Raw genomic sequence first — 22,727 nt, 5'->3', positions numbered from 1 at the left:
CGGACGGGCGCGTGGACGGGAGGGCGGACGGGCGCGCGGACGCGCCCAGGTCGACCGGGCATGCAGGACTCCCGAGGACTCGGTGGGAGGAGAGTCCTCGGAGAGTAGGGCGCGACGGCGGGATCACCGGTCGGCGGCGCCCGCCGTCGGGTGCCCCGGCGCGCGCCGCGTGCCGCCCGGCACCGCGCGAGTGCGGCGCGACGCGCCCTCAGTCCTGCGCGACCGCGACCGTGACGACGAGCGCCGAATGCACCACCGGCTCCGAGACGGCGAGGTAGCCCTCGGAGCCCTCGATCCACGCCTCCGTCGCCCCCTCGCGGGTGCGGAAGAGGACCGGGTCGCCGCTCGACGCCCCGCGTCCGTCGGCCTTCCTCACGGCGCGGGTCCGCAGCTCCTGCAGCACCTGCTCCGCGCTCGCGCTCCCCGAGGCGATCCGCTCGCGCACCGCACGGGTCCGGGCGGCGGCGATGCCGATCTCGCGACCGGTGGCGAGCGCGGCCACGACCGCGCCGTCGCAGTGGGCGATGCTGATCCGCATCCGCTCGAGCGCCGGGTGGTCGCCGCCCAGCACCGGGCGGCCGTGCGGTCCGCTGCACTCGCCGCAGCGCGCGTCGACGCGGACGTCGAGCGGATCGATCCCGAGCGTCTCGGCGGCCAGCTCGCGGACCAGCACCCGGCCGAGGAGGAAGCCGTCGCGCACCTCGCGGCGGCCGGTGGCCTCGTAGCGCAGGCGCTCGGCGAGGGTGAGCAGCCGGAGCATCCGGTGCCGGGCGGAGTCGAGCACCTCGGGGCGCGCCCAGCGCAGCTGGACGTCGTCGGTGGCGAGGAGGGGGAGACCGGTCATGCGCCGCACGGTACGCCGCGCAGGCGACATCGGCGTGACGGTCCGGTGGCCGGGCGGCGTCCGGCCGGATTCAGCCGGGGAGCATCCGCGTCGTCTTGGATGGGGCGGGTGCAGACCTTCCTCCCCGTCCCCGACCTCCGCGCGAGCGCCCGCGCCCTCGACAGCAAGCGGCTCGGGAAGCAGCGGATCGAGACGCTGCAGATCATGCGCGCGCTCACCCTTCCCGGGTACGGCTGGCAGCACCACCCCGCCGTGCGGATGTGGCGCGGCTACCGGCCGGCCGTGATGGCCTACCAGCGCGAGACCTGCGACGCCTGGACCGACCGCGGCTTCGCCGACACCTGCCTCGAGAAGACCGAGGCGGCCCTGGCGACGCAGCGCGCCGACCTGGCGCTGTACCGCGCCGGGACGATCGAGCTGCCGCCCTGGTTCGGCCGCGACGACGTGCACCTCTCGCACCGCTCGAAGCTGGTGGAGAAGGACCCGGAGCACTACGCGCCGCTCTTCCCGGACACGCTGCCCGGGCTCGACTACGTCTGGCCGGTCAGCGGCTGACGGCCCGCCGCAGGAGCCCGATCCGGACGCCCGCCGACGCTCGCGCGGTGCACGGAGTGTGCTTCGCCTGCGCACAGGTCCTTTTCAGGCCCCGGACCGGCCCTTCGTCATTCCCGGGTCTCGGGTTAGTCTGTCGGGGTTGACCCGGCGCAGATGGGCGTCCGGGGCGTCGGTGGCGGCCGTCGCGATGATCGGGGGTTACCCGAAGGAGAAGGTTTGGCGTCCGACAGCAGGACAACCGGTGGCGTGATCAAGGCGGTCGTGGGCTTCCTCGGCATGAGTGTCGTGGCAGGAGTCCTCGTGACCGCCACCGTCACTCCTGCCGTGGCGATCGCCGGCGTCGCCGCGAACCAGTCCATCGGAGTGTTCGACGGTCTCCCCGAGTACCTCGAGGTCGACAAGCTCTCCGAGAAGAGCAACATCTACGCGACCCGCGCGGACGGCTCCCCGCAGCTGCTCGCCTCCTTCTACGTCGAGAACCGCATCGAGGTCCCGCTGGACCAGATCTCGCAGTTCGCGAAGGACGCCGCCGTCTCCGGCGAGGACCCCCGCTTCTACGAGCACGGCGGAGTCGACCTCCCCGGCACCCTGCGCGCCGTCGCGCAGACCTACGTCCTCGGCAACGACACCCAGGGCGGCTCCTCCATCACGCAGCAGTACGTGAAGAACGTGCTGGTCGAGAAGGCCGTCCGCAACATCACCGACGAGGCCGAGCGCGCCGCCGCCATCGACGCCGCGACGCGCACCTCCCCCGAGCGCAAGCTCCGCGAGATGAAGCTCGCGATCGGCCTCGAGAAGGAGTACTCGAAGGACCAGATCCTCCAGGGCTACCTCAACATCGCCTTCTTCGGCGGCACCACCTACGGCATCGAGACCGCCGCCAACTACTACTACAACACCACCGCTGCGAACCTCACCGTCGCCCAGGCCGCCAGCCTCATCGCGATCGTGAACAACCCGGCCGTGCTCCGCCTCGACCAGCCGGACAACCCCGACAACGGCGCCGCGAACGGCTACCTGCGCAACAAGGACCGCCGCGACTACATCATCGGCAAGATGCTGGAGGAGGGGAAGATCTCGCAGGAGGATCACGACGCCGCCATCGCGTCGCCGATCGAGCCGCAGATCACCGAGCCGAGCACCGGCTGCTCCACCGCCGGCGACGCGGGCTACTTCTGCGACTACGTCACGAACATCCTCAAGAACGACCCGGTGTTCGGCGACGACGAGGACACCCGCTGGACGAACTTCCGCCGCGGCGGCCTCGACGTCTACACGACGCTCGACGTCGACCTGCAGAACGCGGCCGTCGCCGCCGTCAACGCGCAGGTCCCGCAGACCTGGAACTTCGATGTCGGAGCGGTCTCCGTCAGCGTCGAGGTCGGCTCCGGCCGCGTCCTCGCGATGACGCAGAACAAGAAGTACTCGCAGGACCCGGACGTCCTCGCGGCCGACCCCTCCTACAGCGCCATCAACCTCAGCACCGACCGCGCCTACGGCGGCTCCTCGGGCATCCAGCCCGGCTCCACCTACAAGCTCTTCACCCTGGTGGAGTGGCTGAAGGAGGGGCACAGCATCAACGAGTCCGTGGACGGGACCCGGAAGGCGACGTGGGGGACGTTCGAGGACTCGTGTGAGCCGGGCGGCTCGACGACCAGCTCCGACACCGCCGCCCGGAACGACGAGGGCGGCAACGGCCAGGTCGGCACGCCCGTCAGCTTCACCAAGACGTCCCTGAACACCGGCTTCGTGGGGATGGCTCGCGAGCTCGACCTGTGTGCCATCCGCAACACGGCGAAGGACATGGGCGTGGTGCAGGGCAGCGACGGCGAGCTCGACAAGTTCCCGGCCACGGTCCTCGGCACCAACTACGTCTCGCCGCTGTCGATGGCCGGCGCCTACGCGACCATCGCCTCGGGCGGATCGACGTGCAACCCGATCGCGATCGACCGCATCACCGATGCCACTGGCGCCGAGCAGCCGGTCCCGTCGGCGGACTGCCGGCAGTCGATCGACCGCAATGTCGCCGCTACGGCTGCCGTCGCACTGCAGTCGACGTTCACTAACGGCGGCACCGCGGTCTCCTCCCGCACTCCCGACAGCATCCCGCTGATCGGCAAGACCGGAACCACCGACGACGCCGTCGCGACCTGGATGACCGGGGCGAGCACCCGCGTCGCGACCGCCGTGGGTGTCTTCAACATCAAGGGTGCCGCGAGCCTCCGTGCTCCGCGCTACTCCTTCGACTCCGGATCCGCGGCGACCGCTCGCCACCGAATCTGGCCGGTGGTCATGGCCGCCGCCAACGCTAAGTACGGCGGCACCACGTTCCCCGAGGCGGACGGCTCCCTGCAGGTCGTGCCGCGCGTCAACGTCCCCGACGTGACCGGCCTGTCGGTCGGCGATGCCCGGGCGAAGCTCGAGTCGGCCGGTTTCAGCGTGAGCGAGGGCGCCGCCGAGGCGAACTCCGCCGCGTCGGGCACCGTCGTCCGCCAGAGCCCCTCCGGCACCGCGACCCGCGGCACCATGGTGACGATCATCCCGAGCTCGGGCCCGGCGCCCGCCCCCGCCCCGACCGCGGAACCCGCCCCTCCGGCCGCCCCCGCCGCCGGTCAGCAGACGGTGCCGAACGTCGTCGGTCAGGACCTCGAGACCGCCAAGGCCGCGTTCGCCTCGGCCGGCTTCTCGAAGATCACCCTGTCCTGCACCGAGAACGGCAACGCCCCCGACGCCGGCCAGGTCACCGGCCAGGACCCCGCGGGCGGCACCGGCGTCTCCCCCGACGCCACCCTCCGCGTCGCCATCACCGCGAAGAAGTGCCCGTAGCCCCCACCTCCGGCACGTGAATCCGCCTCCGGCTCGCAGAACCCCTCGGTTCCCGCGAGCCGGAGCCGTTTCGGCGTGCCGGAGCTCGCGCCTCATGCCGGTCATTGCGGATTCGGCTTCTGACGCCAGCGGATCTCGATACGCCCGCTGCGCGGGCTACTCGATCAGCAGAGGAAGCGCCGACGCTGCCTTCATGCTGGTCGAGTAGCCCCGCAGGGGCGTATCGAGACCCACCGTCCCCAGCAGGCCAGGTCTGCAGACTCCCGCAGCTAGCTCGCGTACCAGCGACGCGGTCCACGTGGGCCGTTCAACCGGTGGGAGTCCATACGGCCTCGTTTGGAAGGTCCTCGCTCGGTCGAGGCAAGCTAGCGCGACACCCAAAAGGGGAGGTTTCCTCACCCCTCGTGCGGCGGTAGATTTTTTGTCATTTTTTGGCGACCAGAAGCAGGTCGAAGCTGAGACTTTGGAGGTCTAATCGATGCGAAACAAACTCTGCGCGAGCGCGAAAGCGATGAACCCAGCTCCGAAAGGGTTTGTTCGAGCTCGGCGCTCCGCCCTCTTAGCGTCATTGTCGCTCGTCATTTCGGCAATGTTCGCGCCGGGAGCGGCGGCGGACTACTCGAATCCGTCCGGCTGGGGCGGATATCCGTATTGCGTCATCGGCACCGGAGACAGCACCTTCATGTGGAACATCTCGAACGGCTGCACGTATGCCAATGGCACGATGAAGATGCGGCTGACGTCGACGAGCGGAGAGTATCGGCTCGTCTTCCAGAGCGATGGCAATCTGGTCGTGTACCGGAACGGCTCCAGTGCCGTGTGGCACTCCGGGACTGCCGGCAAGGGGGCGACGAGAATAGTGTTCCAGAAAGATGGGAATGTCGTCATCTATCGCGGAAATACCGCACTCTGGTCCACTCAGACCAACAGCTGCCATGCCGGCGCCGGCCTCTCCCTCGACATGCAGAACGATGGAAACCTGGTGGTGTACAACTACATCTGGTCGACCAGCCCGTCCTCGGAAAGATATGCGCAATGGTCGAGCCGGTCCGGGCCGTCGTGCCGCTGACCACATATTGATTTTCATCCGTCATCGTCGAAACCAGAGTAATAACCCATTACACGACGTAGACGGAGTCCCTTCGCTGATGATCTGGCGGACATCAGCGATCATGCTCTTGGTGATTTCTGGAGGCCAAGGACTGTCACAGCGGACAAGAGTTCTGTCTCAGACAGACGGCAGCCCGTGGCAGCCTTCGGGGAGTGAGTCAGCCGCGGCCGCGCAGCGCGCCGACGATGGCGACCGTCGCGTAGTGGACGATCAGCGCCGCGATCCCGAAGCAGGCCAGTCCGCCGCTCGCCTCCGACCAGGGGCGGTGTGCGTCGGTCATGCTGCCGGGCATCACGATGTCGAGGGCGAAGAAGCCGACCGCGAGTCCGAAGCAGACGAAGCTGATGACCAGGAGTGCGCGGACCGCCTTGCCGACCGGGTCGTAGTAGCGCGGGTTCGTCATCGTGCCTCCGGTTCTCGTCCCTCGTGTCTACCCACCCGCGCGACCCCCCGCAACCACTCGACACCCGTCCCCGCACGGCCCCCGAGCGCACGAAACCCCCGGCCTCCCCCTCCGCGAGATGCCACTTGTGCACGCGACACGCCGTGAAAAGCGTGCACAAGTGGCATCTCGCGGGAGGGACGCCGGGGGCGTCCGCTCACCAGGGGGTCAGGCTGCCAGGGGGAGGGTCGCCTTCGAGGTCACGACGAGGTCGCCGGCGACGGCGTCGACGCGGACGACGCCGCCGTCGGTCACGTCGCCGGAGACGAACAGGTCGGCGATGCGGTCGTCGACCCAGCGCTGCACCAGGCGGCGGAGCGGCCGGGCGCCGTACTGCGGCTCGTAGCCGTGCTCGGCGAGCCAGTCGACCGCGGCCTCGGCGACCTCGAGCGAGACGTCGCGCGAGGCGAGCCGCGCACGGCTGGCCTCGAGCACCAGCCCGACGATCTCGCGCAGCTGCGCACGGCCGAGCCGGCGGAACAGCACGATCTCGTCGATCCGGTTGAGGAACTCCGGTCGCATCGCCTCGCGGAGCCGGCCCATCACGCGGTCGTGCAGGTCCTTCTCCGAGGCGAAGCCCTCGGCCGACTCGTCGCTCTGCGCGACGAAGCCGAGCGCACCGGAGCGCGAGGCGAGGAACTCCGACCCCAGGTTCGAGGTCATGATGATCACCGTGTTCCGGAAGTCGACCGTGCGGCCCTGACCGTCGGTCAGGCGTCCGTCGTCGAGCACCTGCAGCAGCAGGTTGAAGACGTCCGGGTGGGCCTTCTCGATCTCGTCGAAGAGCACGACCGAGTACGGGTTCCGGCGCACGCGCTCGGTCAGCTGACCGGCCTCGTCGTAGCCGACGTAGCCGGGAGGGGAGCCGACCAGCCGCGAGACGGTGTGCCGCTCGCCGAACTCGCTCATGTCGAAGCGGATCACCGACTGCTCGTCGGCGAACAGCGAGCCCGCGAGGGTGCGGGCCAGCTCGGTCTTGCCGACGCCGGTCGGGCCGAGGAAGAGGAACGAGCCGACGGGCCGCGAGGAGTCGCCCATCCCGGTCCGGCTGCGGCGGACGGCGCGGGCGACCGCGGCGACCGCGGCGTCCTGGCCGATGACGCGCCGGTGCAGCTCGGTCTCGAGCTGCGCGAGCCGGTCGCGCTCCCCCTCGGTCAGCCGCGACACCGGGATGCCGGTGGCACGGGCGACGACCGCGGCGATCTCGGCCTCGCCGACGACCGCCTCCTGCGAGACGGCTCCCCCGGCGGTCGCCGCGTCGAGCGACGCCTGCACCGCGGTGATCTCGTCGCGCAGGCGCGACGCCTCCTCGTAGTGCTCGGCCGAGACGGCCGCGTTCTTGTCGCCTTCGAGGGTGGCGAGCCGCGCGAGCAGCGCGTCGGTGTCGACCCCCGCGCCGAGCTTCAGGCGCAGGCGCGCGCCGGCCTGGTCGATCAGGTCGATCGCCTTGTCGGGCAGCACCCGGTCGGGCAGGTAGCGGGCGGAGAGCTCGACGGAGGCTCGCAGCGCGTCGTCGGTGAAGGCGACGCGGTGGTGCTCCTCGTAGGCGCCGCGGAGGCCGTGCAGGATCGCCACGGCGTCCTCGATGCTCGGCTCGCCGATGCGGACCGGCTGGAACCGGCGCTCGAGGGCCGGGTCCTTCTCGATGGTGCGGTACTCCTTGAGCGTGGTCGCACCGATCAGATGCAGCTCGCCGCGGGCCAGCCGGGGCTTGAGGATGTTCCCCGCGTCCATGCCGCCCTCGCCCGCGCCACCGGCGCCGACGACGGTGTGCACCTCGTCGATGAAGACGATCAGCTCGCCCGAGTGGGCCGCGATCTCGTCCATCGTCGTGGTGAGGCGCTCCTCGAAGTCGCCGCGGTAGCGGGTGCCCGCGAGCATGGCGGGCAGGTCGAGCGAGACGACGCGCTTCTCGCGCAGCTGCTCCGGGACCTCGCCGGCCACGATCGCGCGGGCCAGGCCCTCGACGACGGCGGTCTTGCCGACGCCGGCCTCGCCGACGAGCACCGGGTTGTTCTTGGTGCGGCGGCTGAGGATCTCGACGGCCTGCTCGATCTCGTCGGAGCGGCCGATCACCGGGTCGAGCCGGCCCTCGCGGGCGAGCTCGGTGAGGTCGGTGCCGAACTTGTCGAGCATCGGGGTCTCGGACGCGGGTGCGCCCTGCTCGGGGACGGTCTGCTCGCCGGCGACGGTCTCGCGCAGGCCCTGGGTGAGCGCCTCCGCAGTCACGCCGGCGCGGGCGAGGACCTGCCCGGCGGGCGCGTCCTGGCCAAGCACGAGCGCGAAGAAGAGGTGCTCGGGGTCGATGTAGGTCGAGCCGCTGGAGCGGGCGACCTGGTAGGAGTGGAAGAGCGCGCGCTGGGCGCTCGGGGTGATGGTCGCCGCGTTCTGCGAGGCCGGAGCCTCGCTCGCCTGCGGCAGGCGCGCCTCCGTGGCGGTCGCGATGGCGCCGGGGTCGACGCCGATGCGGCGGACCGCCTGCGACACGACCTCGTCGTCGACGAGGACCCGCAGCACGTGCAGGGCGTCGAGCTCGGTCTGGCCGCGCTCGAGAGCGAAGCGTCCTGCGGACTGCAGGATGCTCTGGGTGCGTGCGCTGAGGAAGCGGCTGAGGTCGATGGACCGCGCCGCGCGGGCGCGCTCACCGTCGAGGTAGCGGGCGAGGAAGTCGTCGAACGAGCTCGCTCCGGCCTCGTTGAAGTTGTCGGGCACCAGTCCTCCTGAAAGAGTTGAGTCACTTGCACTCAAGTTCAACGCAGGGGGCCCTCCCCTATTCCCGCCCGCGAGATGCCACTTGTGCACGCCTTCTGCGGCGTGTCGCGTGCACAAGTGGCATCTCGCGGAGGGGGCAGACGGAGAGGAGGCACGGACCCTGTCCGGTCCGTGCCTCCCTGTGCGCCGACGCGCGTTCCTCCGGGGTGGGAGCTCTAGGGGACGATGTGGCCCGCGGCGCGGAACAGCTCGTACCACTCCGGCCGCGTGAGCGGCAGGTCGGAGCCGAGGGCTGCATCGCGCACGCGCTGCTCGTTCGTCGTGCCGAGGACGACCTGCATCTTCGCCGGGTGGCGGGTGATCCAGGCGGTCGCGACGGCGAGGGGCGGGACGTCGTACTGGGCGGCGAGGCGGTCGAGGACCGCGTTCAGCTCGCCGTACTCGGGGTTGTCGAGGAAGACGCCGGTGAAGAAGCCGCTCTGGAACGGCGACCAGGCCTGCACGGTGATGTCGTTGAGGCGGCAGTAGTCGAGGATGCCCGCGTCGCGCATCACCGACTGGTCCTCGGCGATCATGTTCGAGGCCACGCCCTGCGCGATCATCGGCGAGTGCGTGATCGAGAGCTGCAGCTGATTTGCGACGATCGGCTGGTTCAGCGACTTCTTGAGCAGCTCGATCTGGTACGGCGTCTGGTTGGAGACACCGAAGTGCTTGACCTTGCCGGCGGCGTGCAGCTCGTCGAAGGCGCGGGCGACCTCGTCGGGCTCGACCAGCGCGTCGGGGCGGTGCAGCAGGAGCACGTCGATGTAGTCGGTGCGCAGCGCCTTCAGCGAGCCCTCGACCGACTGCATCAGGTGCTCGTAGGAGAAGTCGAAGTACGGGCCGTCGCCGACGATCCCGGCCTTGGTCTGCAGGACGACCTGCTCACGCTCGGACGGAGTGAGCGCCAGCGCCTCGGCGAAGCGCTCCTCGCAGCGGTGCAGCTCGCCGCCGTAGACGTCGGCGTGGTCGAAGAAGTCGATGCCGGAGTCGCGGGCGGTGCGGACGAGGTCGCGGATGGCGTCGTCGGTCATGTCGGGGATGCGCATGAGGCCGAGGACGACGTTCGGGGAGTCGAGGCCGGAGGCGCCGAGGGGGACGTGCTTCAAGGGAGTGCTCCTTCGTTGGATACCTCGACCACGGTACGGGCGCCGCCTGTGCGCCGTCCAACAGGGGGTGCTGGTGCGATTCATTCGCCGGAGTGGTGAATCGAGCGCCTTGCCGGAGGGACGCCGCGGTGGGAGGCTGCCGCCATGACGATCGAAGTGCGCCCAGCCACCGTCTTCGACGACCTGGCGACGATGAACGGCCCGAAGCGGCCCGACGCGAGCGTGTGCTGGTGCCTGAGCTACCGGCTGCTCTCCTCCACCGAGAACAACGCCCTCCGGGGCCCGGCCCGCGGCGAGCGGATGCGCGAGCTCGTCGCGCAGGACCCCCCGCCCGGCGTCCTCGCCTACGACGGCGGCGAGGTGGCGGGCTGGGCCGCCGTGCACCGTCGCGCCGACACCAGCTACGCGAAGAACCGGAGGATCCCGCACGTCGACGACGTCGACGTCTGGAGCGTCTGGTGCATCCGGGTCCGGCCCGGCTTCCGCAGGCGCGGGATCTCGCACGCCCTGCTCGCGGGCGCCGTCGACTTCGCCCGCTCTCACGGCGCTCCCGCGATCGAGGGCTACCCCGTCGACAACGCCGTCGCGCGGGTGGAGCAGACGATGGCCTACGTCGGCACCCGCGCCCTCTTCGAGAAGGCCGGCTTCTCGCACGCGGCCGACACGACCTCGGTGCTCAACGGCTTCCCGCGCATCCTGATGCGGCTGCCGCTGAAGTGAGCACGCCGACACGCCTTGGTGGCCGCGCTTCATGCTGATCGAGTAGTCCGCGGAGCGGGCGTATCGAGATCCACCAGCGTCCGACGACGGTCTGCAGACCCGCCTTCTGAGGACGGCGGGTCTCGATACGCCCCTGCGGGGCTACTCGACCAGCATGCGAAACGCTCGTGTCGGGCTACTCGACCAGCATGTGACTGCAGGCACCCCGGGAACGAGGAACGGCTCCTCACCCGGAGGGGAGGAGCCGTTCGCCGTGGGGGCCGGGACGTGGTGTCGACGCCTAGAAGTCCCAGTCCTCGTCCTCGGTGTTCACGGCCTTGCCGATCACGTAGGAGGAGCCGGAGCCCGAGAAGAAGTCGTGGTTCTCGTCCGCGTTGGGCGAGAGGGCCGACAGGATCGCGGGGTTCACATCGGTGACCTGCTTGGGGAACATCGGCTCGTAGCCGAGGTTCATCAGGGCCTTGTTGGCGTTGTAGTGCAGGAACTTCTTGACGTCCTCGGTCAGGCCGAGCTGGTCGTAGAGGTCCTGGGTGTACTGCGCCTCGTTGTCGTAGAGCTCGTAGAGCAGCGAGAACGTGTAGTCCTTGATCTCGTCGCGCTTGGCCTGGTCGACCAGCTCGAGTCCCTTCTGGAACTTGTAGCCGATGTAGTAGCCGTGCACGGCCTCGTCGCGGATGATCAGCCGCACCAGGTCCGCGGTGTTGGTGAGCTTGGCGCGCGAGGACCAGTACATCGGCAGGTAGAAGCCCGAGTAGAAGAGGAACGACTCCAGCAGCGTGGAGGCGACCTTCCGCTTCAGCGGGTCGTCGCCGCGGTAGTAGTCCATGACGATGGACGCCTTCTTCTGCAGGTTCGGGTTCTCGACCGACCAGCGGAACGCCTCGTCGATGTCCTGGGTGTTCGACAGCGTCGAGAACACCGAGGAGTACGACTTCGCGTGCACCGACTCCATGAACGCGATGTTCGTGTAGACGGCCTCCTCGTGCGGGGTGAGCGCATCGGGGATCAGCGAGACGGCGCCGACCGTGCCCTGGATGGTGTCGAGCAGGGTCAGGCCCGTGAACACGCGCATCGTGAGCTGCTGCTCGTCGTGGGTCAGCGTGTTCCACGACTGGATGTCGTTGGACAGCGGGACCTTCTCGGGCAGCCAGAAGTTGCTCGTCAGGCGGTTCCAGACCTCCACGTCCTTGTCGTCCTGGATGCGGTTCCAGTTGATGGCGTCGACGTGGCTGACCAGCTTGAGCTTCTCAGGGGGAGTCATGATCTCTTCTTCGTGCGGATAGGTCGTTCGAGGCTGTCGGGGGATCGACGGAGGACGTTACAGCATGCAGCTGACGCAGCCGTCGACCTCCGTGCCCTCCAGCGCGAGCTGGCGGAGACGGATGTAGTAGATCGTCTTGATGCCCTTGCGCCAGGCGTAGATCTGCGCGCGATTGATGTCGCGGGTGGTCGCGGTGTCCTTGAAGAACAGCGTCAGCGAGAGGCCCTGGTCGACGTGCTGCGTCGCCGCGGCGTAGGTGTCGATGATCTTCTCGTAGCCGATCTCGTACGCGTCCTGGTAGTACTCCAGGTTGTCGTTCGTCATGAACGGCGCCGGGTAGTAGACGCGGCCGAGCTTGCCCTCCTTGCGGATCTCGATCTTCGACGCGATCGGGTGGATCGAGGACGTCGAGTTGTTGATGTACGAGATCGAGCCGGTCGGCGGGACGGCCTGCAGGTTCTGGTTGTAGATGCCGTGCTCCATGACCGAGGCCTTGAGCGCGCGCCAGTCGTCCTGGGTGGGGACGGCGATGCCGGCCTCGGAGAAGAGGCGGGAGACGCGCTCGGTGGCGGGCGTCCACTCCTTCTCGGTGTAGGTGTCGAAGAACTCGCCCGAGGCGTACTTCGAGTCGGCGAAGCCCTCGAAGGTGGTGCCGCGCTCGATGGAGATGCTGTTCGACGCGCGCAGGGCGTGGAAGAGCACCGAGTAGAAGTAGATGTTGGTGAAGTCGATGCCCTCCTCGGATCCGTAGTGGATCCGCTCGCGGGCGAGGTAGCCGTGCAGGTTCATCTGGCCGAGGCCGATGGCGTGCGACTTGTCATTGCCGTCCTCGATGGAGCGCACCGAGGTGATGTGCGACTGGTCGGACACCGAGGTGAGGCCGCGGATCGCGGTCTCGATGGTGCGGCCGAAGTCGGGCGAGTCCATCGTCAGCGCGATGTTCAGCGAGCCGAGGTTGCAGGAGATGTCCTTGCCGATGCTGTTGTAGGAGAGGTCCTCGTTGTAGGTCGTCGGCGTGTTGACCTGGAGGATCTCGGAGCACAGGTTGGACATGTTGATGCGGCCCTTGATCGGGTTCGCCTTATTCACCGTGTCCTCGAACACGATGTAGGGGTAGCCCGACTCGAACTGGATCTCCGCGATGGTCTGGAAGAACTCGCGCGCCGAGATCTTGGTCTTCTTGATGCGCGGGTCGTCGACCATCTCGCGGTACTTCTCGGAGATCGAGATGTCGCCGAAGGGCAGGCCGTAGACGCGCTCGACGTCGTACGGCGAGAAGAGGTACATGTCCTCGTTGTTCTTCGCGAGCTCGAACGTGATGTCGGGCACGACGACGCCGAGGGAGAGCGTCTTGATGCGGATCTTCTCGTCGGCGTTCTCGCGCTTGGTGTCGAGGAAGCGCAGGATGTCCGGGTGGTGCGCCGAGAGGTACACCGCTCCCGCACCCTGGCGGGCGCCGAGCTGGTTCGCGTAGCTGAAGCTGTCCTCGAGGAGCTTCATCACGGGGATGATGCCCGAGGACTGGTTCTCGATCTGCTTGATCGGGGCGCCGGCCTCGCGGATGTTGGAGAGCGAGAGGGCGACGCCGCCACCGCGCTTGGAGAGCTGCAGCGCGGAGTTGATGCCGCGGGCGATCGACTCCATGTTGTCCTCGATGCGGAGGAGGAAGCAGGAGACGAGTTCGCCGCGCTGCGCCTTGCCCGTGTTGAGGAAGGTGGGGGTCGCGGGCTGGAAGCGGCCGGCGACGATCTCCTCGACGAGGGCGATCGCGAGCTTCTCGTCGCCCTGGGCGAGGCCGAGGGCCGACATGACGACGCGGTCCTCGAAGCGCTCGAGGTAGCGCTTCCCGTCGAAGGTCTTCAGCGTGTACGACGTGTAGTACTTGAAGGCGCCGAGGAAGGTCGCGAAGCGGAACTTCTTCGAGTAGGCGAGGTCGTTCAGCTCCTGGATGAAGTCGAACGAGTACTGGTCGAGGACGGCCTTCTCGTAGTACTCCTTCTCGACCAGGTAGTCGAGGCGCTCCTTGAGGGAGTGGAAGAAGACGGTGTTCTGGTTGACGTGCTGCAGGAAGTACTCGCGCGCCGCCTCGCGGTCCTTGTCGAACTGGATCTCCCCGTTCGGGCCGTACAGGTTCAGCATCGCGTTGAGCGAGTGGTAGTCCATCTGCGCGGCGTCCCGGGGGGCGTCGATCACTGCTGCGTCCAAAACGAGTCCAATCCTTCGTCGACGGCGCGGACGTCGTCGGGTGTGCCGAATACTTCGAAACGGTAGAGATGCGGCACCTCGCACTTGCGGGCGATGATGTCGCCGGCGAGGCAGTAGGCCTCGCCGAAGTTGGTGTTGCCGGCGCCGATGACGCCGCGGAGCAGGGCGCGGTTGCGCGGGACGTTCAGGAAGCGGATGACCTGCTTGGGGACCGCTCCCCCGCCGTTGCCCCCGCCGTAGGTGGGGAGTACGAGCACGTACGGCTCGTCGACGTGGAGCGTGTCGACCGCGGCGCCGTCCCGCCGGGAGTGCAGGGGGATCTGCTGCGCGGGCCGCCCGAGCTTCTGCATGAAGCGGTGGGTGTTGCCCGAGCTGCTCGAGAAGTACACGAGTCCGCTCATCGCGCGCCTCCCCCGTCTTCCCGTCGTCCGCCCTCTCGGGCGCTTGCGGACCCGCTCACGCGGATCCTTCGCCGGCCCGGGGTAGAACCTGCGCACCCGGACCGGCGAAGCTGTGTGCTCTGCCCTTGTCGCCATGCCCTGACCAGAACCCGCTCTGAGGCGTCCGGTCGGTCAGCTGCAAGGCGGAGGAAGGAGTCGTAGCGGCGCTACGGCGACTGACGACAACGCCGCAGATGGCCGGCCGGACGGCTCAGAGAGCGGAGATCTTGTCGGGGCGGAAGCCGGACCAGTGATCGTCGTCCGTGATGACGACCGGCGCCTGGAGGTAGCCGAGGGCCTTGACGGCGTCGAGGGCCTTCTCGTCGACGGAGAGGTCGAAGATCTCGTAGTCGATGCCCTTGCTGTCGAGGGCCCGGTAGGTCGCGGTGCACTGCACGCAGGAGGGCTTGGTGTAGACCGTCACAGCCATGGGTGTCGTCCTTTCGGAAGGAGGTGTCCCGAGGGCCGGATCCGGTGCCGCGCCGGGGGTCCGGGCGGGCGGGGAGGCGGTCGTGGGGAGTTCTGATGTGGAGTGGTGCGGGGCGCTCGGAGACCGAGCGGCGGTGCCGATGGGCCTCTCGGCCCGACCTGCTCAGCAATACTACATATAGTGGGCGGCCCGGCGGCAGCCCACTAGGAGTAGTAGTTACATCCGTGTAGTTATCCACCGGTCCTCCCCCGATCCATCCACAGGCCGGGGCCCGCGGACCCGCGGAAGGACGCGGATCTTCTGGAGTTATCCACCGCTGTGGACAGTCGCGATCCGTTCCCTGGGTACAACGCTCCCCGGCGTGTCGGCATGCCCGACATGCGGGGATCCGGACGCACTCCGACCACTACATCTGGGGGTCGTCGCGCGTCGCGGGCCATACGTCGACGCTACGGCCGACCACCGACATCGGCGGCTCCGCGGGCGGGCTGCAAACGGGTCGCGGCGGCGGGGCGGACGGGACCGCGAGGACGGCGCACCACGGGCCGCGCGAGGCCTCACGACGGGTGATCAGGCGGCGCGCGCGAGCTCCGCCGCGACCGCCCGCAGGTGCGGCAGCGGGTCGGCGATGGCCGCCGCCGCCGACCCCGCCGCCTCGGTGAGGGAGCCCGCCGCGGCGAACGCGGTGGTCGGCGCCTGGATCGCTCCGGCGACCAGCATCGTGCGGGCGCCCGCCGCCTCCGCCAGCCCGAGCAGGTAGGAGGGGACCTTGCCCGCCATCGACTGCGCGTCGAAGCGCCCCTCGCCCGTGAGCACGACGTCAGCGCCCGCGACGAGGGCCGGGAGCCCGAGCGCCTCGCCGACCGCGGCCGAGCCGGGGGCCAGGCGCGCGCCCCAGGCCAGCAGGCCGAAGCCGGTGCCGCCGGCCGCGCCGGTGCCGGCTTCCTCCGGATCCGCGTCGAGGTGCGCCGCGAGGTGGCGCAGGCCGTCGTCGAGGCGGAGGACGTCGTCGAGGGTCGCGCCCTTCTGCGGTCCGAAGACGTGCGCGGCCCCGGAGTCGCCGAGCAGCGGGTTGGTGACGTCGCTGAGGATCCGGGCGCCGCCGACGGGGACGGGGCGCAGCGCGTGCCGGTCGACGACCGCGAGCTCGTGCAGGGCGCCGCCGCCGTCGCCGAGGTCGTGCCCGGACACGGTGAGGAAGCGCGCGCCGAGCTCGCGCAGCGCTCCGACTCCGCCGTCGGTCGAGGAGCTGCCGCCGATCGCGAGCAGGAGCGCCTGCGCGCCGGCGTCGAGCGCGGCGGCGATCGCCCCGCCGAAGCCGCGGGTGTGCGCGGTGAGCGGGCGCAGCGGATCGAGCAGCGTGATGCCGCTCGCGGAGGCGAGCTCGACCACAGCGGTGCCGTCCGGCAGCAGCAGCCAGGCCGTCTCGACCGGGCGGTCGTCGGGCCCGACCACGGTGAGCGCGTGGCGCTCCGCCTCCGGCACCGCGACCGCGAACGCGTCGACCGTGCCCTCGCCGCCGTCGGCCATCGGCGCGAGCACCAGCTCGTCGTCCGGCCGCACACCGCGCCAGCCCTCGGCGAGCGCCTCCGCCACCTCGACGGCGGTCGCCGACCCCTTGAAGGAGTCGGGCGCGATGATCACTCTCAGGGCTCCGCTGCTCATGCACTCCAGTCTGGCAGCGGTGCGCCCACGGGTCGGCCTGTGGAGAACTCGAGCGGGGAGGGCTCGGGACCGGGCACTCTGCTGCGATGCGTCGACCTGCACCTCTCCCCCGCGAGCTCGAAGGACGGCCGTTCTCGACCGCTCGCGCCGGCACGGAAGGGGTATCGGGCGCCCGGCTGAGAGCAGCGGACCTCGAGGCTCCCTTCTCGGGGGTCCGCGTGCCGCGGGGGTCGGCGACGACCGTCGCGGCACGGGCGCGGGCGCTCTCGACCGTGCTCGGAGACGGCGTCGTCTTCAGCCACCTCACCGCGGCCCGACTCTGGCCGCTCGAGCTCCCCCGCGAGTCGGCCGACGAGCCGCTGCACGTGGCGGTCCGCCACCCCGGGCGCGCGCCGCGCAGACGCGGCGTGGTCGGCCACGCGATCGCGGATCCGGAGGTGCGCGCCGTGGTCCGGCACGGGCTCCGACTGACCGACGGCGCGAGCCTGTTCTGCCACCTCGCGCCGATCCTCCGGCTCGAGGACCTGGTGGCGGTCGGCGACGCGCTCGTCCGCGAGCCGTTCCGCCAGGTCGTGGGAGATCACCGGCCGTGGGTCGCCCGCGGCGCCCTCGAGGCTCGCGTCGCCGCCTACCGCGGACCGGGAGCTCCCGCGGCCAGGCGGGCGCTCCCCCTCGTCCGCTCAGGTGCGGAGTCGCGGAAGGAGACGGAGTTCCGGCTGGCGCTCCTCGGGGCGGGCCTGCCCGAGCCGGAGCTCCAGGTCCCGGTGCACGACGCGGCCGGCTTCATCGGCCGGCTGGACACGCTCTACCCGCGCTGGAAGGTCGGCGGCGAGTACGAGGGCGACCAGCACCGCACCGACCGGGTCCAGTGGGACCGCGACCTGATCCGCTACGAGCGCCTCGCGGCCGCAGGCTTCTCGATCGTCCGCGTCGCCGCGGCCTCGTTCCTGCGCGACCCCGCAGGCTGCGCCGCCCGCGTCCGCGCCCGCCTCCTCGACGCGGGCTGGCGCCCGGACCCCTGACCGTTCGCCACTTCCTGCTGCTTCACTCCCCGACCTGTGATCCGTTCGCCACTTTCTGCTGCTTCGGCCCCCGCATTCCAGCAGAAAGTGTCGAATGGCTGGCCGCGCTGCGGCAAACCGCTCGCGGGTCTCCGCGCGGTGAGCCGCAAGGCGGAGGAGGGCGCGATACCGGCGGTATCGCAACCGACGACAACGCCGCGGATCGCCGTGTGGAGAGGCGCGAGCCTACGTGGGAAGGGACAGGCGGAAGCCGCGCTTGATCACGGTGGCGACGAGGCGCGGCTCGGGCAGGGCCTGGCGGAGGCGGCTGATGGCGACGTCGACGGCGTGGTCGTCGAGGGGCTCGGGGGCGGCGGCGGCGAGGACGGCGCGGGCGACGGTGGCGCCCTCGGCGGCGACCAGGGTGCGGAAGAGGGCGAGGGCGACGGGAGTGAGGGCGACGCGGGTGCCCGCGAGCACGGCGTGCCGGCCGCGCAGCTCGAGGGGGCCGAAGTCGGTGTCGATGCGGGGGGCGGACTGCTCGAGGTGCTCGCAGGTGAGGCGGATGAGCGCGCCCATCCGGAACCGGTCGGGGACGATCGGCAGGATCTGCGCCTCGACGAGCGGGGCGGCGGTGACCGGGCCGACGGCGGCCGCGACGACCGTCTCGCGGAAGGCGGCCTGGAGCTCGTCGAGCCGGCCGGCCGCCTCCGCGACGGTGAAGAGCGCCTCGACGGCGGGCGCGCTGGTGAAGGTGACGGCGTCGAGGCCGCCGCAGCAGATCGCCTCGATCAGCCGGAGGACGCGGGCCGAGTCCTCGTGGGCGCTCCAGCGGTAGGGGGCGGCGGTGAGCACGGTCGCGCCGGCGTCGGTGAGGCGCTGCAGCTGCGCCGGGTCGGTGAAGCCGTGCAGCTGGACCGCGACGGTGCGGCCGGCGGCGCCCTCACGCAGGGCCAGGTCGACCAGGGAGGTGGTGGTCTCGCGCTCGCTCATGCCGTGGTCGTCGAGGCCGGCGGCGCGGATCGCCCCGCGCGCCTTCGGGCCGCGGACGAGGATCCGGGCGTCGGAGAGCGCGTCGGTCAGGTCGTCGCCGAGGCCGGCGGCGTCGGCCGCCTCGAGCCAGCGGCGCATGCCGTAGGAGGTGGTCGCGAGCAGCACGTCGGGGCGCGCCGCCACGATCGCGCGGGTCTCCGCCTCGAGGACGCCCTCGGTGTCGACGCCGCGCATCCGGATGGTGGGGGCGTGGGTGACGTCGGCGCCGCGGCGCTCGAAGGCGGCGATCAGGTCCTCGGAGCGGCGGTCGGAGGTGACGCCGATCCGGAAGCCGACGAGCTGATCGGCCCGGAAGCCGGGCGATGCGGCGTCGGCGTCGGGTCCGTCGGCGCCGGGGGCGGCGCCCGCGACAGCACCGGTCGCCGCGCCGCTCGCCTCGGTGCCGGTCATCAGCGGCCCCCTCGGGCGGTCACAGGGTGAGCGCATCGACCGCGCGGGCGATGCTCTCGGGATCCTGAGCATCATCGCACGCCGCCTGGCGCACGACCTCGCCGATCACGATGACCGCGGGCGAGCGGGGCGCCAGCTCGGCGAGCAGGCCGAGCACCCCGCCGACCGAGGAGATCGTGGTGCGCTGGGCGTGCGACCAGCCGCGCTCGACGATCGCCAGCGGCATCCCGGCCGGCATCCCGGCGCGCTGCAGTCCCGCGACGAGGTGCGGGAGCGTGTTCACGCCCATCAGCACGACCAGGGTCCCGCCGAGCCCGGCCAGGTGCCCGAGCTCCTCCTCGCTGAAGGGCGCGTGGCCCGAGACCACGGTGAACGCGCGGCTGACCTCGCGGTGGGTGACCGGGATGCCGGCGGCGGCGGGGACCGAGATCGCGCTCGTGACACCGGGAACGATCGTGAACGGCACGCCGGCGACGCGGCAGGCGCGCACCTCCTCCGACCCGCGGCCGAAGACGAACGGGTCGCCGCCCTTCAGCCGGACGACCTCGAGCCCGTCGAGCGCGCGGGAGACCATCAGCCGCTCGATCTCGTGCTGCGGCACGGCGTGGTGGCCGGGGGTCTTGCCGACGTCGATCAGCTCGGCGCCGGGCGCCCAGTGGGCGAGGCCGTCGTGCGGGCCGAGGCGGTCGAAGAGCACGACGTCGGCCTCGCGGAGGGCCCGGTGCGCGGCGAGGGTCATCAGCTCGGGGTCGCCGGGTCCGCCGCCGACGATGCTCACGTGCCCGACGCGGCGGTGCGCGGCGGGCTCCTCGTCGACGACCCAGACGCCGTGCCGGGCGGCCTCCGCGGCCGCGGCCGAGCGGAGCGACGCGGCCCCCTCGACCCAGGCGAGCAGGGCGGGGCGGGCGGCGGGCAGGAGCGACGCGGAGGTGAGGCGCAGGCACAGCGCGTCGTCCGCGTCCCAGCGCTCGACCCGGGCGCCGGCCGCGCGGTAGCGCGCGAGGACGCGGCGGGTGCCGGCGACGCTGCCGACGACGAGGACGCGGCGGCCGGTGAGATCGACGGAGAGCTGCATCACGCCTCCGATCCGGGAGCAGAGGGAGCGAACGGTGCGAGCGGCGCGGGCGCCGGCACCGAGGCCGACGGCCCGACCACGGAGACCGCGCCCGGCCCGATCGGGATCGACGTCCCGGCCACGAGCACCGGCCCGTCCGAGCGCTCGTCGCGCCCCGCCGGCCGGCTCTGCCCGCGCTCGCGCACGGTGCTCACCCGCGGATCCGCGGTGTCGGGCGCGTTGACGAACGAGCGGAAGCGGCGCAGCCGGTCCGGGTCCGCGAGCGTCGCCGCCCACTCGTCCACGTAGGTGTCGACGTGGGTGGCCATCGCCGCCTCCAGCTCGGTCGCGATCCCGAGCGAGTCCTCGCAGACCACCTCCTTGACGTGGTCGAGGCCGCCGGGCAGGTCCTCCTGCCAGCGCGCGGTCCGCTGCAGCCGCTCGGCGGTGCGGACGTAGTACATGACGTAGCGGTCGATGTAGCGCACCAGCGTCTCGTCGTCGAGGTCCTGCGCGAGCAGCTGCGCATGGGCGGGCTGGTAGCCGCCGTTGCCGCCGACGTAGAGGTTCCAGCCGGTGTCGGTCGCGATCACGCCGATGTCCTTCCCGCGCGCCTCGGCGCACTCCCGGGCGCAGCCGCTGACTCCGAGCTTGAACTTGTGCGGCGAGCGCAGGCCGCGGTAGCGCTCCTCCAGGAAGATCGCCATGCCGACCGCGTCCTGCACGCCGTAGCGGCACCAGGTCGAGCCGACGCAGGACTTCACGGTGCGCAGCGACTTGCCGTAGGCCTGGCCCGACTCCATCCCGGCGTCGACGAGGATGCGCCAGATCTCGGGGAGCTGCTCGAGGCGCGCGCCGAACATGTCGATCCGCTGGCCGCCGGTGATCTTCGTGTAGAGGCCGTACTGCTCGGCGACCTCGGCGATCACCTTGAGCTTCGCCGGCGTGATCTCGCCGCCCGGCACCCGCGGGACGACGGAGTAGGTGCCGTCCTTCTGCATGTTGGCGAGCGCGCGGTCGTTGGTGTCCTGGAGCGGCGCCTGGCCGGCGTCGAGGATGTAGCCGTTGGTCTGGGTCGCGAGCACGGAGGCGATCACCGGCTTGCAGACGTCGCAGCCCAGGCCCGAGCCGAAGCGCTCCATCACCTGCTCGGCCGAGGACAGGCCGAGGATCCGGACGGACTCGAACAGCTCGCTGCGGCTGAGCGAGACGTGCTCGCAGAGCGCGCGCGACACCTCGACGCCGGCGCGGGTCAGCTCGGTGTCGAGCAGCTTCTTCACCAGCGGCACGCAGGAGCCGCACTGGGTGCCGGCGCGGGTGCAGGCCTTCAGCGGGCCGAGCTCGGTGCAGCCCTCGCCGATCGCGTGGCGGACGTCGCCGACCGAGACGTTGTTGCAGGAGCAGAGCTGGGCGTCGTCGGGCAGGTCGCCCGAGGGCGCCTCTCCGCCGGCCGCCGCGAGGTAGGCGCTGGGCTCCGCGGGCAGCTCGCGGCCGAGCAGCGGGCGGAGCGAGGAGTAGGGCCCCGCGTCGCCGACGAACATGCCGCCCAGCAGGGTGCGCGCGTCGTCCGAGACGACGATCTTCTGGTAGAGCCCGCGGGCGGGGTCGGCGTAGACGACCTCGAGCGCTCCCTCCCCCGCGCCGAGCGCGTCGCCGAAGCTGGCGACCTCGACCCCGGAGAGCTTGAGCTTGGTGGCGTCGTCGACGCCGGGGAAGGTGGCGTCGCCGCCCAGCAGGCGGTCGGCGACGACCTCGGCCATCGCGTTGGCCGGGGCGACGAGGCCGACGGTGCGGCCGTCGATCGCGGCGACCTCGCCGATCGCCCAGACGTGCGGGCGGCTGGTGCGGCAGGCCTCGTCGACGACGACGCCGCCGCGGGGCGCGACCTCGATGCCGACCGCGCGGGCGAGCTCGTCGCGCGCCGTGATGCCGATCGAGAAGACGACCATGTCGGCGCCGATGCTGGTGCCGTCCGTCATCGTGACGCCGAGCACCGTCCCCTGCGGCGAGGTGAGGACGGCGGTGGGGCGGTTGCCGAGGTGCAGGGTGACGCCCTGCGCCGCGATGATGCGGCCGAGCGCCTGCCCCGCGCCCTCGTCGAGCTGGGCGCTCATCAGCCAGCGGCCGGAGTGGATCAGCGCGGTGCGCGCGCCGAGCCGGTGCGCGCCGCCCGCGGCCTCGAGGCCGAGCAGTCCGCCGCCGACCACGACGACGCTCGCCGGGCGGCCGCGGCGGGCGCGGAAGGCGGCGAGGTCGGCGACGAGGCCGTCGACGTCCTCGAGGGTGCGGTAGACGCGGCCGTGCTCGGCGCCCTCGATCGGCGGCACGGTGGCGGAGGAGCCGGTGGCCAGCACGATCTCGTCGCCCTCGAACCAGCGGCCGTCGGCGAGCTGCACGCGGCAGTGCTCCGGGTCGAGCGCCACGACGCGGGAGGAGGTGACGAGCGTCGCCGACTCCCAGAGCGCGCCGTCGCCGAGGGTGAGGTCGGTCATCCCCTCGAGGCGCTTGGAGAGGGCGACGCGGTCGTAGGGGTGGTGCGCCTCCTCGCCGAAGACGGTGATCGCGAGGGCGGTGGCGCCGGCGCGGGCGACGAGCGCGTCGACCAGGCGGTGGGCGGCGGGGCCGGCGCCGACGACGAGCACGCGTCGGGGGCCGGTGGGGATCGCACCTCGGGATGTCATGGGCTCCACCGTAGGCAGGCGCGGTTTCGCCCCCGTTGCCCCTGCGTAACGTCGTGTGACCGACCTCTCACGACAGCGGACCGGCATCGTGAGGGCTTCGTTACGCCCGTGACTCCGGAGGGGTGCTCCCGCGAAACCTGCGCTCTCTACCGTGGGGCTCACCGCCGCCGACCGGCCGCGGGCAGCACT

The 22,727-nt window shown here is 71.1% G+C and carries 17 protein-coding genes; 5 read left to right on the top strand and 12 right to left on the bottom strand.

Features of this window, described 5'->3' with window-relative positions; genetic code table 11:
- Positions 1-208: 208 nt before the first annotated feature.
- Positions 209-844 (bottom strand): 4'-phosphopantetheinyl transferase superfamily protein, encoded by a 636-nt coding sequence (locus tag EDF45_RS18445; RefSeq protein WP_123737335.1) that lies wholly within the window; start codon positions 842-844, stop codon positions 209-211.
- 108 nt (positions 845-952) lie between these two features.
- On the opposite strand from EDF45_RS18445, the gene EDF45_RS18440 reads away from it, so the two are divergent.
- From EDF45_RS18440 to EDF45_RS18430, 3 genes are all read left to right on the top strand, one after another.
- Entirely contained in the window at positions 953-1,399 is a 447-nt protein-coding gene (locus tag EDF45_RS18440) for an MSMEG_6728 family protein (RefSeq protein ID WP_123737336.1), read from the top strand.
- A 216-nt stretch (positions 1,400-1,615) separates the two neighbouring features.
- Entirely contained in the window at positions 1,616-4,225 is a 2,610-nt protein-coding gene (locus EDF45_RS18435) for a transglycosylase domain-containing protein (protein WP_132437613.1), read from the top strand.
- Positions 4,226-4,703: 478 nt separating this feature from the next.
- The gene (locus tag EDF45_RS18430; RefSeq protein ID WP_123737338.1) at positions 4,704-5,294 is read left to right on the top strand and encodes a hypothetical protein; all 591 of its coding nucleotides are present in this window, start codon (positions 4,704-4,706) and stop codon (positions 5,292-5,294) included.
- A gap of 199 nt (positions 5,295-5,493) precedes the next feature.
- Here EDF45_RS18430 and EDF45_RS18425 read toward each other — a convergent pair whose 3' ends face one another.
- The 3 genes from EDF45_RS18425 to EDF45_RS18415 form a co-directional block, all read right to left on the bottom strand.
- On the bottom strand, positions 5,494-5,739 hold the full coding sequence (locus EDF45_RS18425; protein ID WP_123447765.1) for a hypothetical protein: 246 nt from the start codon (positions 5,737-5,739) through the stop codon (positions 5,494-5,496).
- 207 nt (positions 5,740-5,946) lie between these two features.
- Positions 5,947-8,490, bottom strand: coding sequence for an ATP-dependent Clp protease ATP-binding subunit (locus EDF45_RS18420; protein ID WP_123737339.1), 2,544 nt, complete (start codon positions 8,488-8,490; stop codon positions 5,947-5,949).
- Positions 8,491-8,705: 215 nt separating this feature from the next.
- A complete protein-coding gene (locus EDF45_RS18415; RefSeq protein WP_260300739.1) occupies positions 8,706-9,638 on the bottom strand; it encodes an aldo/keto reductase family oxidoreductase in 933 nt (310 codons plus the stop codon).
- Between the two features lie 144 nt (positions 9,639-9,782).
- Here EDF45_RS18415 and EDF45_RS18410 point away from each other — a divergent pair, with 144 nt between their 5' ends.
- A complete protein-coding gene (locus EDF45_RS18410; protein WP_123737340.1) occupies positions 9,783-10,358 on the top strand; it encodes a GNAT family N-acetyltransferase in 576 nt (191 codons plus the stop codon).
- Positions 10,359-10,638: 280 nt separating this feature from the next.
- Here EDF45_RS18410 and nrdF read toward each other — a convergent pair whose 3' ends face one another.
- The 5 genes from nrdF to EDF45_RS18385 all read right to left on the bottom strand — a co-directional run bounded on the left by nrdF (position 10,639) and on the right by EDF45_RS18385 (position 16,359).
- Positions 10,639-11,619, bottom strand: a complete 981-nt coding sequence (nrdF, locus tag EDF45_RS18405; RefSeq protein ID WP_123447769.1) for a class 1b ribonucleoside-diphosphate reductase subunit beta — start codon at positions 11,617-11,619, stop codon at positions 10,639-10,641.
- Positions 11,620-11,676: 57 nt separating this feature from the next.
- Positions 11,677-13,782, bottom strand: a complete 2,106-nt coding sequence (gene nrdE, locus EDF45_RS18400; protein ID WP_123737423.1) for a class 1b ribonucleoside-diphosphate reductase subunit alpha — start codon at positions 13,780-13,782, stop codon at positions 11,677-11,679.
- Positions 13,783-13,808: 26 nt separating this feature from the next.
- Complete coding sequence (gene nrdI, locus EDF45_RS18395) at positions 13,809-14,225, bottom strand: class Ib ribonucleoside-diphosphate reductase assembly flavoprotein NrdI (protein ID WP_123447770.1); 417 nt, start codon at positions 14,223-14,225, stop codon at positions 13,809-13,811.
- 250 nt (positions 14,226-14,475) lie between these two features.
- A complete protein-coding gene (gene nrdH, locus EDF45_RS18390) occupies positions 14,476-14,694 on the bottom strand; it encodes a glutaredoxin-like protein NrdH (protein ID WP_123447771.1) in 219 nt (72 codons plus the stop codon).
- A gap of 570 nt (positions 14,695-15,264) precedes the next feature.
- On the bottom strand, positions 15,265-16,359 hold the full coding sequence (locus EDF45_RS18385) for a glycerate kinase (protein ID WP_123737341.1): 1,095 nt from the start codon (positions 16,357-16,359) through the stop codon (positions 15,265-15,267).
- Positions 16,360-16,577: 218 nt separating this feature from the next.
- Here EDF45_RS18385 and EDF45_RS21450 point away from each other — a divergent pair, with 218 nt between their 5' ends.
- The gene (locus tag EDF45_RS21450; protein WP_221181155.1) at positions 16,578-17,381 is read left to right on the top strand and encodes a hypothetical protein; all 804 of its coding nucleotides are present in this window, start codon (positions 16,578-16,580) and stop codon (positions 17,379-17,381) included.
- A gap of 225 nt (positions 17,382-17,606) precedes the next feature.
- Here the strand turns inward: EDF45_RS21450 and EDF45_RS18375 are convergent, their stop codons facing one another.
- Genes EDF45_RS18375 through nirB form a run of 3 tightly spaced genes read right to left on the bottom strand, consistent with a single transcriptional unit; the run spans position 17,607 to position 22,538 of the window.
- Complete coding sequence (locus EDF45_RS18375; protein WP_123737342.1) at positions 17,607-18,803, bottom strand: uroporphyrinogen-III synthase; 1,197 nt, start codon at positions 18,801-18,803, stop codon at positions 17,607-17,609.
- Between the two features lie 19 nt (positions 18,804-18,822).
- Positions 18,823-19,878: a uroporphyrinogen-III C-methyltransferase gene (gene cobA / locus EDF45_RS18370; protein WP_123737343.1), complete on the bottom strand. Its 1,056-nt coding sequence runs from the start codon at positions 19,876-19,878 to the stop codon at positions 18,823-18,825.
- Entirely contained in the window at positions 19,878-22,538 is a 2,661-nt protein-coding gene (gene nirB, locus EDF45_RS18365; protein WP_123737344.1) for a nitrite reductase large subunit NirB, read from the bottom strand. The genes cobA and nirB overlap by 1 nt, the downstream gene beginning before the upstream one ends.
- Between the last annotated feature and the right edge of the window lie 189 nt (positions 22,539-22,727).

The organism is Rathayibacter sp. PhB186, from assembly GCF_003751825.1.
Classification (GTDB): Bacteria; Actinomycetota; Actinomycetes; order Actinomycetales; family Microbacteriaceae; genus Rathayibacter; species Rathayibacter festucae.
This window is presented reverse-complemented; position numbering and strand designations above follow the sequence as displayed.